Here is a 12,774-nt window from a genome sequence, read left to right as displayed (position 1 = left end):
AACGGATCGAGTTTAGCTTAAGCGTTGGGGTCCGCGGCGGTGGCCTGGGTCCCGCGGGGCCTGGCGAAGACGGCGACCAGGGCGGCCGCGATGCTCAGGCCGAACAGCACGGATTTGGCGGTTGTGAGGAAGCTGGGCCACCCGGCGTCGCCCACGGGATCCGTGGCCAGCATCGCGTCCACCGTCAGGTTCTCCGCCACGTCCGCAATGACGTACAGCAGGACGGGCGCCCAGCAGAGCCAGCGCAGTGCCCGGCCCTTAAGCTGCTGGCCGATCAGCAGGAGCCAGGTGAAGCCGAACAGCAGCGGGAAAATCGTGTCCGCCGTCTTGTGCCAGTAGTTGTACTGCTCCGCGCCCTCTGCGCCGATGGCGGTGCGAAGTTGCTGGGCATAGTCGGTGGAGTAGCCCGTGATCAGCGTGTCCGGTACCGCGAGGCCGCCACTGAGCTGCTGCAGCTGTGGCATCACGATCAGGAACGAGTAGCCGAACAGCAGGGCCGAGGACACGGCGCCGGCGATGATGATGGCGGAGGCATTGCCTGCGGCCTTCCGGGGCGTGCGGTCTGTGGAGGGATTGACGACGCCGGGGCTCGCGCCTGCGGCAGCGGCCTCGCCAGGGCGGGGGGCGCCAGCGGCGGGACCGTGTTTGCGTGCGCGCTGTGCCGGAGTCTTTGACATGGCTCCATTATCCCCGCTCCGTCCCCTTTACGGCTGGGAAGTGATTGCCGCTTGGCCGCGGCCTGCGCACCGCTGCACGGCTTGGCCCTGAGCGGATCCGTCCGCCGCTGTCAGTGGCGGCGAATAGACTTAAAGGACCATGGATTTTCTGACAGACCCGGCTTACGATGCACCGCCCGCCCCAGCCCTGCCGACTGCGCAGGAGCTGCTGGCCGGACTGAATCCGCAGCAGGAGGAGGCCGTCAAGCATGCCGGCTCGCCGCTGCTGATCATTGCCGGCGCAGGCTCGGGCAAGACCCGGGTGCTCAGCCACCGGATTGCCCACCTGCTGGCGACACGCCGCGCCCGGCCCGGGGAGATCCTCGCTATCACCTTCACCAACAAGGCCGCCGCGGAGATGCGCGAACGGATCGAGTCCTTGGTGGGGGAGCGGGCCCGGAGCATGTGGATTTCCACCTTCCACTCCTCCTGCGTCAAGATCCTGCGCCGCGAAGCGAAGAACGTCGGCCTGAACTCGAACTTCTCCATTTATGATTCGGCGGACACGCTGCGGCTGATCACGCTGGTGGCGAAGGGCCTGGACCTGGATCCGAAGCGCTTCGCGCCGAAGGCCATCGCGCACAAGATTTCGGCGTTGAAGAATGAGCTGATCGACGAGGAGTCCTACGCCTCCACGGCCAACTACTCGGACCCGTTCCAGCAGGCCGTTGCGGACGTCTACAAGGGCTACGCGGAACGCATGCGCCAGGCCAATGCCTTCGACTTTGACGACCTGATTGCCCAGGTGGTCTACCTCTTCCAGGCGTTCCCTGCGGTGGCGGACTCGTACCGCAGGCGTTTCCGGCACATCCTGGTGGACGAATACCAGGACACCAACCACGCCCAGTACGTCCTCGTCAGGGAACTGACCGGGGCCGGGGACGCGGACACTCCTGCGGGGGAGCTCACGGTGGTCGGAGACTCGGATCAGTCCATTTATGCCTTCCGCGGGGCGGACGTGCGCAATATCGTCGAGTTCGAGAAGGACTATCCGGACGCCCGCACCATCCTGCTGGAGCAGAACTACCGCTCGACCCAGACCATCCTGTCTGCGGCGAACTCGGTAATCTCGCGGAACCCTGACCGGCCCGCCAAGCGGCTCTGGACGGCGGAGGGAGACGGGGCCAAGATCGTCGGTTACGTGGGCGAGAACGAGCACGACGAGGCGCGGTTCATTGCGGATGAGATCGACCGCCTGCAGGACGCCGGGCAGGTGCGGCCCGGGGACGTGGCCATCTTCTACCGCACCAACGCCCAGTCCCGTTCCATCGAGGACCTGCTGATCCGGGTCGGACTGCCCTACAAGGTGGTCGGCGGCACGCGCTTCTACGAACGCAAGGAAATCAAGGACGCGCTGGCTTACCTTCGGGTCCTTGTGAACCCGGATGACGTGGTGAACCTCCGGCGCATCCTCAACGAGCCCAAGCGCGGGATCGGCGACCGCGCGGAATACGCCGTGGCGGCCCTCGCCGAACGCGAGCGGATCTCCTTCATGGAGGCGCTGCGCCGGGCCGAGGAAGCGCCGGGAATGGCCACCCGGTCGGTCAACAGCGTGGCCGGCTTCGTCAAGCTGGTGGATGACCTGGCGGAGGTGGCCAGCGGTTCCGGTCCGGCGTCCGCGCTGGAAGCCGTGCTGGAACAGACCGGCTACCTCGCGGCCCTGCGGCAGAGCAACGATCCGCAGGACGAGTCCCGGGTGGAGAACCTGGCCGAGCTGGTCGCGGTGGTCCGCGAATACGAGCGGGACAACCCCGAGGGCTCGCTCGGCGGCTTCCTGGAGCAGGTGGCGCTCGTGGCGGACGCGGACCAGATTCCGGACGCGCCGGACGACGAGGGGGCGAAGCTCGCCAAGGACCAGGGCGTGGTGACGCTGATGACCCTGCACACGGCCAAGGGCCTGGAGTTCCCGGTTGTCTTCGTCACCGGCCTCGAGCACGGCGTGTTCCCGCACCAGCGGGCGATGGCGGACCCGAACGAACTGGCGGAGGAACGCCGGCTGGCCTATGTGGGGCTGACCCGGGCCCGCCAGCGGCTGTACCTGACCCGGTCCGAATCGCGCAGCCTGTGGGGACAGAGCCAGTACTACCCGGCCAGCCAGTTCATCGAAGAGGTCCCCGCCGAGCTGATCGAGTGGAAGCGGGAAGGGGCCCGGCGTCCGGCCTTCGTGGGCTCGAGTGGCGCCGGCTCCAGCCGCTTCGGAGGATCCCACTGGGGCGCCGGCCGCGCCTCCGGCCAGCAGGTTGCCCCGCAGCCCCTGGCCCCCGCGGCCGTGCGCCAGGGGCGGGTCCAGCCGCAGAAGGAAGTCATCGCCCTAACCGTCGGGGACAAAGTCAGCCACAGCAGCTTCGGCAGCGGCACCGTGCTGTCACTGGAGGGTGCGGGCGACAAGACTGTGGCGAAGGTCAAGTTCGACGTCGGAGAGAAGCGGCTGCTGCTGCGCTACGCGCCGCTGACGAAGCTGGACTAGGGGCTTTTCCCCGCGTCGGCCGGAACCAGTCCGGAAAGCCTCCCGGCGGGGGACCGCCCTGCCTGTCCGGCGGGGCGCGGGAGCGGCCGGAGCATTTGGGTTACGGGCCGATAACGCCCTACCGTTTTGACCATGGATTTTATCGCGGTGGATGGCGCCGACGTTGCGGCAATGGGTTCCTTGGATTTCTGGCTGGATAAGCCGCTCCGTGTCAGCGTCATCATCATCGGGGCGTTCCTGCTGAACCTGGCCGTGCGCATCGTCATCCGCCGCACCACGGGGAAGATCGCCGACGGGGAAACCGCCAAGCTGGAGAAGCTGGAAACGGCCAAGGTCGGCAAGAAGGACCCGCGCTACTGGCTGATGCAGGATTCCCCGATCGCCGTGGTCCGGCGTGCCCAGCGCGCCAAGACAATCGGCTCGGTGCTGCGCTCCATCGCCACGGTGGCGATCTCCGCTATCGGCATCCTCATGGTCATGACCGAGCTCGGCTTCAACCTCGCCCCCCTGCTGGCCAGCGCCGGTATCGCGGGCGTCGCCATCGGTTTCGGTGCCCAGACCCTGGTCAAGGACTACCTGTCCGGCCTGTTCATGGTGGCCGAGGACCAGTACGGCATCGGCGACGTCGTGGACCTCGGTGAAGCCTCCGGAACGGTGGAATCCGTCGGGCTGCGGGTGACCCAGGTCCGCGCCGTCGACGGAACGCTCTGGCACGTGCGCAACGGCGAGATCCTGCGTGTGGGCAACTCCTCGCAGGGCTGGGCCCGGGCTGTGCTGGACATTCCCGTGCCCTACGACGCCGACGTCGAAAAGGTCAGCGACCTGATCCTGCGGTCCGCGAAGGAACTGCGCGAGGACGACGAGTACAGCCGCGTGATCCTCGACGATCCGGAGCTCTGGGGCGTCGAGGCGCTCACGGGTGAATCCATCACGATCCGGCTCGCAATCCGCACCAAGCCGCTGGAACAGTGGGGCGTGGCCCGCGCCATGCGTGCCCGGCTCAAGCTGGACCTGGACCGCGCCGGCCTGCGGATTCCGCTGCTGAACCAGACCGTGATCCGCGACGGCGGCACCACCGTTCCGGCCGGATCCGAGAGCCATGCGGACGCCGCGGAAAGCGCCGCGCAGCCCGCGCGCTAGGCCGCCCCGCCCGGCGTATAGCGGTTCCGGCACGTACCGCAAGCCGTGACATTTCTACAACTGATAGAACTGTGCCCTTGATCACGAAACACGGTAGTCTAGGCCAGGCGCCTCGTGCCAAGGGACTAAAGTTCCCCATGGAGCGTGATCGCTGCCCGGGCCTCCTGCAGGCGGCCCGGTGAGGATCACCCGCTCCGAGTCAGAAACGACTTCGACGTAGAAGGACACAACCCGTGGACCTGTATGAATACCAGGCGCGCGATCTCTTTGAAGCACACGGTGTACCCGTGCTGGCTGGAATCGTTGCGTACACCCCCGAAGAAGCCAAGGCAGCTGCGGAAAAGATCGGCGGCGTCGTCGTCGTCAAGGCGCAGGTGAAGGTTGGCGGCCGCGGTAAGGCCGGCGGCGTCAAGGTCGCGAAGACTCCGGATGAGGCGTTCGAGTACGCCTCCAACATCCTCGGTATGGACATCAAGGGCCACACGGTCAAGAAGGTCATGATCGCGCAGGGCGCGGACATCGCTGAGGAATACTACTTCTCCATCCTGCTCGACCGGGCCAACCGCAACTACCTGGCCATGTGCTCGGTGGAAGGCGGCATGGAGATCGAGCAGCTCGCCGTCGAACGCCCCGAAGCGCTGGCGCGCATCGCCGTCGATCCCGCTGTCGGCATCGACCAGGCCAAGGCTGACGAGATCGTCGCCGCCGCCGGCTTTGCCGAGGAACTGCGCCCGAATGTCGCCGAGGCGATCATCAAGTGCTGGGACGTCTTCAAGAAGGAAGACGCCACCCTGGTCGAGGTCAATCCGCTGGTCAAGACCGGCGCCGGCGACATCATCGCCCTGGACGGCAAGGTCTCCCTGGACGAGAACGCTGACTTCCGCCAGAGCGGCCACGCCGAGCTCGAGGACAAGGAAGCCACGGATCCGCTCGAGGCCCGTGCCAAGGAACTGGACCTGAACTACGTCAAGCTGGACGGCCAGGTCGGCATCATCGGCAACGGCGCGGGACTGGTCATGTCCACCCTGGACGTCGTCGCCTACGCCGGCGAGCGGCACGGCAACGTCAAGCCCGCCAACTTCCTCGACATTGGCGGCGGCGCATCGGCCGAGGTCATGGCCAACGGCCTCGACGTGATCCTCAACGACGAGCAGGTCAAGAGCGTGTTCGTCAACGTCTTCGGCGGCATCACCGCCTGCGACGCGGTCGCCAACGGCATCGTCAAGGCCCTGGAGATCCTGGGCGACAAGGCCACCAAGCCGCTGGTTGTCCGCCTCGACGGCAACAACGTGGACGAGGGCCGCCGCATCCTGCGCGAGGCCAACCACCCGCTGGTTACCTCGGCCACCTCCATGGATGAGGGCGCCGACAAGGCCGCCGAGCTGGCGAACGCCTAAGGATCGAGGAAAAAAAGAACATGGCTATCTTCATCAACAAGGACTCCAAGGTCATCGTCCAGGGCATCACCGGCGGCGAAGGCTCCAAGCACACCGCCCGCATGCTGCATGCCGGGACCAACATCGTCGGCGGCGTGAACGCCCGCAAGGCCGGCACCACCGTCAAGCACAAGGACCAGCACGGCGCCGAGCTTGAGCTGCCCGTCTTCGGCTCGGTCAAGGAAGCTATGGCTGAAACCGGCGCCGACGTCTCCATCGTCTTCGTTCCGCCGGCCTTCACCAAGGACGCCGTCGTCGAGGCGATCGAAGCCGAGATCGGACTCGTCGTCGTCATCACCGAAGGCGTGCCCGTGCAGGACTCCGCCGAGTTCTGGGCCCTGGCCCAGTCCAAGAAGGACGCCAACGGCGAGCAGGTCACCCGCATCATCGGCCCGAACTGCCCCGGCATCATCACCCCCGGCGAGTCGCTGGTCGGCATCACCCCGGCCAATATCACCGGCAAGGGCGGCGTGGGCCTGGTCTCCAAGTCGGGCACCCTGACCTACCAGATGATGTACGAACTGCGCGACCTGGGCTTCTCCACCGCCATCGGCATCGGCGGCGACCCGGTCATCGGTACCACGCACATCGACGCCCTGGCTGCGTTCGAGGCGGATCCGGACACCAAGGCGATCGTCATGATCGGCGAAATCGGCGGCGACGCCGAGGAGCGTGCGGCCGAGTTCATCAAGAAGAACGTCACCAAGCCGGTCGTCGGCTACGTGGCCGGCTTCACCGCCCCCGAGGGCAAGACCATGGGCCACGCCGGCGCCATCGTCTCCGGCTCCTCGGGCACCGCGCAGGCAAAGAAGGAGGCCCTCGAGGCCGCAGGCGTCAAGGTCGGCAAGACCCCGTCCGAGACGGCCCACCTGCTGCGCGAGGTCTACCCCGAGCACGAAGAGGCCTCGAACCTCTAAGCACGCGGCACCTGGAGGAACCTTCTTCCGGATCGACTGCTCTGCTGATGCCCTTTTCCGCCCGAAAAGGGACATCGGCTGCTTCCTGGATCAGGGGAGTACGACGGCGCCCGTTCACCTTCCGTTCGGAAAGGCGAACGGGCGCCGTCGTACTTTAACGTGGCGGCGCGGCAAGCTGGCCGGGCGGCGCTAGTCTGAAGACGCATCCCACTGACCGAAGGAGAGACGCGTGCGAGCTGCCGTTATTCATGGACCAGGAGACATCCGCGTGGAAGACCGGAACTACCCCGAGCTGAAGCTGCCGACCGATGCCCTGGTCCGCGTCACGGCGGCGTGCGTCTGCGGTTCCGACCTCTGGCCGTACCGCGGGGTGCGTCCCACCGAAGAACCGCGGGCGATCGGCCACGAGTTCATCGGCGTGGTCGAGAAGGTCGGTGACGCCGTCTCCACACTGGCGCCGGGGGACTTCGTGATCGCGCCGTTCGTGGTCAGCTGCGGAAACTGCCCGTCCTGCCGGAACGGCATCACCGTGGCGTGCAGCCACCGGGCGGGTTGGGGCGGGGAGGACGAGCATGGTCACTACGTCGACGCCGGGCAGGGCGAGGCGGTCAGGGTCCCGTTGGCGGACGGGACTCTGGTCCGCGTACCCGGCGTCACCGAGCCGGAGGCGGCGCTGGCGGCGAGCCTGCTGACGCTGTCGGACGTGATGGCCACGGGGCACCATGCTGCCGTGAGCGCCAAAGCGGGCCCCGGCCGGACCGTCGTGGTGGTCGGCGACGGCGCCGTGGGGCTGTGCGGGGTGCTGGCGGCGAAGCGGGTGGGCGCCGAGCGTGTCATTGCGATGTCCCGGCATGCCGACCGCCAGGCGCTGGCGCGGGAGTTCGGCGCCACCGACATCGTGTCCGAACGCGGCCGGGACGGAGCGCAGAAGGTCCGCGAGCTGCTGGGTGGCGTGCTGGCCGATTCGGTGCTCGAATGCGTCGGGACCAAGGAATCGATGGACCAGGCACTGCGCTGCACGCGGCCCGGCGGCAGCCTCGGCTACGTGGGCGTGCCCGCGGCCGGACCGGAACTGCCGATCGGAGTGCTCTTCGCCAAGAACATCTCGGTCGCCGGCGGCATGGCACCGGCCCGGACCTATATCCCGGAGTTGCTGGAGGACGTGCTGTCCGGCGCCATCGACCCGGGCCGCGTCTTCGATGTCGAGATGCCGCTCGAGGACGCGCCGGAAGCCTACCGGGCTATGGATGAGCGCCGTGCCATCAAGGTGTTGCTGAAGCCCTGAGCGCGGTTGTGCCCTTCTACCCATTGACTCATTCCAATGGCCCCGCCTAGACTCGCAGCCAGCTAGCCAGTTCCATTTTCGTAACTTTTTCTGCGTTATCGAATGGATGGTGCAAAATGACCCCGCCTCTCATGCGACGCCTTGCCGCAGAAGTGCTTGGCACGGCAGTACTGGTAGTTTTTGGCGTCGGCTCCGTGCTGGCGGCGCTGACCGCGGGCCAAGGAGAGCTGACGTACCCGGGCGTTGGATTCATTGCCCTGGCGTTCGCTATCGCCGTCGCAGTGTCCATCTACGCATTGCTGGCGGTTTCCGGCTCCCACATCAATCCGGCCGTAACGATCGCCTTGGCCGTGACGCGGCGCTTTCCCTGGGCAGAGGTGCTTCCTTACTTCATCGCCCAGTTCGTGGGCGCCGCCGTCGGCAGCCTCCTGCTGGTGGCATCCTTCGGAACGCGGGCTGTTGACCTGGGCGGCGGCGCGACCGCGCTGGGAGATGGAGTCTCCTACGGCCAGGGCATCGTCGCCGAGGCCTTGGGAACCTTCCTGCTCATGCTCGCCGTCATGGCGGTCGCGGTGGACAGGCGCGCCCCCAAGGGCTGGGCCGGCCTGATCATCGGGCTGGCCGTCGCGGGAGCCATCCTGGTCATCGGCCCCCTGACCGGCGGTTCGCTCAACCCCGCCCGCACATTCGGGCCCGATCTCGTCCAGTCCATCTTCGGCGGCCAGGTCGAGTGGTCACAGTTCCCCCTCTATATCATCGGCCCTTTCATCGGCAGCATTGTCGCCGCCGTGGTCTACGATCTGGTGGTCCGCCCGCGCGAGGTCCCCGAAGCCGAACCACGGGCGGACAAACCGTCAGTGGCACCGGAGAACAGCAAGAAGCATTTTTCCGACGACGAATAATCAGGCGCGTTCAATCGAGCCAACAGATTCGCGGGGCACTGCGGCCTCGCGCCTACTGGAAACGAGAGGAAAACACCATGACGGGAAACCGTGTTGTCGTTTATAAGGGGCCCGGGGAAGTAGCGGTTGAGACAATCGACTACCCGAAGCTCGAGCTGCCGTCCGAGGTAGCCAGCAAGATGGGCATCCAGCAGAAGGCCCCGCACGCCGCGATTCTCAAGCTGGTCGCGACTAATATCTGCGGCAGCGACCAGCACATGGTCCGTGGGCGCACCACCGCGCCGGCCGGCCAGTCGCTCGGCCACGAGATCACCGGCGAGGTCGTCGAGACCGGCGATGACGTGCTCTTCGTCAAGGAAGGCGACATCTGCTCAGTCCCGTTCAACATCGCCTGCGGCCGCTGCCGGATGTGCAATGAAGGCAAGACCGGGGTCTGCCTCAATGTGAACCCGGCCAGGCCCGGCGCGGCCTACGGCTACGTGGACATGGGCGGGTGGGTCGGCGGGCAGGCCGAGTACGTGATGGTGCCCTACGCCGACTTCAACCTGCTCAAGTTCCCGGACCGGGACCAGGCGCTGGAGAAGATCCTGGACCTGACCATGCTCTCCGACATCTTCCCCACCGGCTATCACGGCGCGTTCACTGCCGGCGTCACGACAGGCTCCACGGTCTACGTCGCCGGAGCGGGGCCGGTGGGACTGGCCGCTGCTTTTTCCTCGCAGCTGCTGGGCGCCTCGGCGGTCATCGTCGGCGACTTGAACGCCGAACGGCTGAGGCAGGCCGCAAGCTTCGGCTGCGAGACCATCGACCTGAGTCAGGAAGGCTCGCTGCCGGAAAGGATCGAGCAGATCCTCGGCATCCCCGTAGTCGATGCCGCGGTGGACGCGGTCGGGTTTGAGGCCCGCGGGCACGGCGCCAACGCCGGTGAGGCGCCGGCCACGGTGCTGAACGACGTCATGTCGGTGACGCAGGTGGGCGGCGCGCTGGGCATTCCCGGCCTCTACGTTACCGGGGACCCCGGCGCCGTCGACGAGAACGCAAAGGTCGGCCAGATCGGCGTGAATCTGGGGACCGGCTGGGCCAAGTCGCTCTCGTTCACCACGGGACAGTGCCCGGTGAAGCGGTACAACCGCAAGCTGATGAACCTGATCTTGGCCGGCAAGGCGGACATCTCCAAGGCCGTGAACGCCACCACAATCAGCCTGGACGACGCGCCCCAGGGCTACCGGGAATTCGACCAGGGAGCGGCGAAGAAGTACGTGATCGACCCGCACGGGATGGTTCCTGCCTAGGCGATGGTACGGGCGGCCGGGGCGTAGCAGGCCCGGGCCGCGCAAACGAGGGGCACGGCCCGCAGCGAACGGCGGACTGTGCCCCTCCCTTTTGCACTCATCGGCTGGGCCGGCGAAGGAATCAGCCTCTCAGCCGCTCCATGCCCGGATCGACCAGCGGCTCGGCGGTCACCGTGGCGGCAATCCGGCGGCCGAAGTACTCGATCTCCACCTTCTCGCCCTCCACCGCATCGGCCGGCAGCCAGGCATAGGCGATCGGCTTGCCGATGGTGTGGCCGAACGCGGCGCTGGTGACATAGCCGGCGGGCCTGGCCTGGAAGTACACCGGCTCCTTGCCGAGCACAACGGAACGGCCGTCGTCGATAGTCAGGCAGCGCAGCCGCCGCCCGGATTCCTGCGGGACCGCCAGCGCCTCGGAGCCGACGAACGGCCCCTTGTCCGCCTTGACCGCGAAGCCCAGGCCGGCCTCCTCGGGGCGGTGTTCGGCAGTGACCTCGTGTCCCCACAGCCGGTAGCCCTTCTCCAGCCGGAGGCTGTTGAACGCCGCGCGCCCGGCGGCGATGATGCCGTGCTCCTGCCCGGCCTCGAACAGCGCGTCCCACAGCCGCAGGCCCTGGTCCGCCGTCGTGTAGAGCTCCCAGCCGAGCTCTCCCACATAGGACAACCGCATCGCGGTGACGCTCAGGCCTGCAATCCGGACCTGCGCGGTGCGGAAGTACTTCAGCGAGTCGTTGCTGAAGTCGTCGTCGCTGACCTTCGAGATGACCTCGCGCGCCAGCGGCCCCCAGAGGCCGATGCAGGCGGTGCCGGCAGTGATGTCGTGCACCTGGACCCAGCGGGTGGCGTCCGCCGCGCTCTGCTCGGCCGCCTCGCGGCGCAGGTACTCGAAGTCGACGTTGTTGTTGATGCCGGCCTGGAACCGTTCGGCGCCAAGCCGCGCCACCGTGATGTCGCTGCGTACCCCGCCTGCCTCGTCGAGCAGCAGGCAGTACGTGACCGCGCCGGGCTTCTTATTGATCTGCCCGGTGCTCAGCCGCTGCAGCAGGTCCAGCGCGCCGGGGCCGGAGACCTCCACACGCTTCAAGGGGGTCATATCGTAGAGTGCGACGGCGGTGCGCGTCTTCCACGCTTCGGCGGCGGCGATAGGGGAGTGGAAGCGGGCGGACCAGTTGTCGCGCTCCGGCGGCTGCCAGGCGGCGGGCAGTTCCTCGAGCAGGCCGGCGTTCGCTTCGTACCAATGCGGCCGCTCCCAACCGCCGGATTCGAGGAAGAATGCGCCCAGTTCCTGCTGCCGCGGGAAGAAGGGGCTGGTGCGCAGGTTGCGCGGGGACTCCTTCGGCTGCAGCGGGTGCAGCACGTCGTAGATTTCCACGAAGTTCTGCTGCGAGGTTTCGCTGACGTAGGCCTCGGAGCGCTGCACGTCCTCGAAGCGCGTGGCCTCGCATTCGTGCAGGTCCGTCCGGGAACGGCCCTCCACCAGCAGTTCCGCCACCGCCTTCGCGACGCCGGCCGAGTGGGTGACCCAGACGGCCTCGGCCAGGTAGAAGCCCTTGACGTCGGGGGACTCGCCGATCAGCGGCCCGCCGTCCGGGGTGAAGGAGAAGATGCCGTTGAACCCGTCCTCGATCCGGGCACCTCGCAGCATCGGCAGCAACCGCTGGCTCTCTTCCCACGAGGGCTCGAAGTCTTCCGACGTGAAGTCCAGCCGCGACGGCATCCGGTGCTCGGACATCTGCTCCGCGGTGAAGACGGGCAGCTCGTCCAGATCCACGGGCATGGGCCGGTGCGCGTACGAGCCGATGCCGATGCGCTCGCCGTGCTCGCGGTAGTACAGGTCCGCGTCCTGGTGCCGCAGGATCGGCAGCCGGGCGCCGTTGGGCAGCTCGTTCCGGCCGGCCAGTTCGGGCACCGGCGTGGTCTTCACATACTGGTGCGCCAGCGGCAGCAGCGGAACGTCCATGCCAACCATGGCGCCGATCTTCGGGCCCCAGAAACCTGCGCAGGAGACAACGATGTCGGCCGGCACCTCGCCGTCGTCCGTCAGCACTGCGGCGACCCGCCCGCCCTCCTCGCGAATCCCGGTGACCGCGGTGGAACCGCGGAAGACAACGCCGGCCGCGGACGCCCGCTCGATCAGCAGCTGGACGGCGCGGGCGGCCTGGGCCAGTCCGTCGGACGGGACGTAGAGCGCGCCGAGGACGCGGTCGCGGTCCAGCAGCGGGTAATGCTTCTCGCACTCGTCCGGGTCGACCAGCCGGCCCTCCACGCCCCAGGACGTGGCATAGCCGAGCTTGCGCTTGAGGTCCTCGAGCCGCTCCTCGGTGGTGGCTACCTCCAGGCCGCCGAGCTGCCAGAAGCACGACTGGCCGTCCTTGCTCAGCGACAGCAGCTTGTCGACGGTGTAGCTGGCGAATTCGGTCATCGTCTTGGAGGCGTTGGTCTGGAAAACCAGGCCGGGGGCGTGCGAGGTGGAACCGCCGGCCAGGTGCAGCGGACCCTGCTCGAGCACCGTGACATTGTTCCAGCCGCGTGTGGCGAGCTCGTCGGCGAGGTTGGCGCCGACGATGCCGGCTCCGATGATGACGACGCGAGGTGAGGTCATGGGTGTTCTCCTAAGTA

The 12,774-nt window shown here is 67.4% G+C and carries 9 protein-coding genes; 7 read left to right on the top strand and 2 right to left on the bottom strand.

Annotation, left to right across the window (positions count from 1 at the left end; all coding sequences use genetic code 11):
* Window positions 1-17: 17 nt before the first annotated feature.
* Window positions 18-677 carry a hypothetical protein gene (locus OC550_RS12650; protein ID WP_262106116.1) on the bottom strand — a complete coding sequence of 220 codons (660 nt, stop codon included), beginning with the start codon at window positions 675-677 and terminating at the stop codon, window positions 18-20.
* 139 nt (window positions 678-816) lie between these two features.
* On the opposite strand from OC550_RS12650, the gene pcrA reads away from it, so the two are divergent.
* From pcrA to fdhA, 7 genes are all read left to right on the top strand, one after another.
* A complete protein-coding gene (pcrA, locus tag OC550_RS12645) occupies window positions 817-3,183 on the top strand; it encodes a DNA helicase PcrA (protein ID WP_262106115.1) in 2,367 nt (788 codons plus the stop codon).
* A 132-nt stretch (window positions 3,184-3,315) separates the two neighbouring features.
* Complete coding sequence (locus OC550_RS12640; protein ID WP_262106114.1) at window positions 3,316-4,323, top strand: mechanosensitive ion channel family protein; 1,008 nt, start codon at window positions 3,316-3,318, stop codon at window positions 4,321-4,323.
* A 233-nt stretch (window positions 4,324-4,556) separates the two neighbouring features.
* On the top strand, window positions 4,557-5,720 hold the full coding sequence (gene sucC / locus OC550_RS12635) for an ADP-forming succinate--CoA ligase subunit beta (RefSeq protein WP_262106113.1): 1,164 nt from the start codon (window positions 4,557-4,559) through the stop codon (window positions 5,718-5,720).
* Window positions 5,721-5,740: 20 nt separating this feature from the next.
* The gene (sucD, locus tag OC550_RS12630) at window positions 5,741-6,676 is read left to right on the top strand and encodes a succinate--CoA ligase subunit alpha (RefSeq protein WP_262106112.1); all 936 of its coding nucleotides are present in this window, start codon (window positions 5,741-5,743) and stop codon (window positions 6,674-6,676) included.
* A 229-nt stretch (window positions 6,677-6,905) separates the two neighbouring features.
* Window positions 6,906-7,961 carry a zinc-dependent alcohol dehydrogenase family protein gene (locus tag OC550_RS12625; protein WP_262106111.1) on the top strand — a complete coding sequence of 352 codons (1,056 nt, stop codon included), beginning with the start codon at window positions 6,906-6,908 and terminating at the stop codon, window positions 7,959-7,961.
* A gap of 116 nt (window positions 7,962-8,077) precedes the next feature.
* Window positions 8,078-8,863 (top strand): MIP/aquaporin family protein, encoded by a 786-nt coding sequence (locus OC550_RS12620; RefSeq protein ID WP_262106110.1) that lies wholly within the window; start codon window positions 8,078-8,080, stop codon window positions 8,861-8,863.
* Between the two features lie 77 nt (window positions 8,864-8,940).
* A complete protein-coding gene (fdhA, locus tag OC550_RS12615) occupies window positions 8,941-10,155 on the top strand; it encodes a formaldehyde dehydrogenase, glutathione-independent (RefSeq protein ID WP_262106109.1) in 1,215 nt (404 codons plus the stop codon).
* 121 nt (window positions 10,156-10,276) lie between these two features.
* Here fdhA and OC550_RS12610 read toward each other — a convergent pair whose 3' ends face one another.
* On the bottom strand, window positions 10,277-12,757 hold the full coding sequence (locus OC550_RS12610) for an FAD-dependent oxidoreductase (protein WP_262106108.1): 2,481 nt from the start codon (window positions 12,755-12,757) through the stop codon (window positions 10,277-10,279).
* Between the last annotated feature and the right edge of the window lie 17 nt (window positions 12,758-12,774).

It is taken from the genome of Arthrobacter sp. Marseille-P9274, from assembly GCF_946892675.1.
Lineage (GTDB): Bacteria > Actinomycetota > Actinomycetes > Actinomycetales > Micrococcaceae > Crystallibacter.
Note: the sequence above shows the minus strand (reverse complement) of the source record. Positions and strands in the feature narration are given on the sequence as shown.

Excerpts from the sequence above, each read along its gene's own strand:
- OC550_RS12650 (WP_262106116.1), bottom strand. The coding sequence starts at position 677 with ATGTCAAAGACTCCGGCACAGCGCGCACGCAAACACGGTCCCGCCGCT.
- pcrA (WP_262106115.1), top strand. The coding sequence starts at position 817 with ATGGATTTTCTGACAGACCCGGCTTACGATGCACCGCCCGCCCCAGCC.
- OC550_RS12640 (WP_262106114.1), top strand. The coding sequence starts at position 3,316 with ATGGATTTTATCGCGGTGGATGGCGCCGACGTTGCGGCAATGGGTTCC.
- sucD (WP_262106112.1), top strand. The coding sequence starts at position 5,741 with ATGGCTATCTTCATCAACAAGGACTCCAAGGTCATCGTCCAGGGCATC.
- OC550_RS12620 (WP_262106110.1), top strand. The coding sequence starts at position 8,078 with ATGACCCCGCCTCTCATGCGACGCCTTGCCGCAGAAGTGCTTGGCACG.
- fdhA (WP_262106109.1), top strand. The coding sequence starts at position 8,941 with ATGACGGGAAACCGTGTTGTCGTTTATAAGGGGCCCGGGGAAGTAGCG.
- OC550_RS12610 (WP_262106108.1), bottom strand. The coding sequence starts at position 12,757 with ATGACCTCACCTCGCGTCGTCATCATCGGAGCCGGCATCGTCGGCGCC.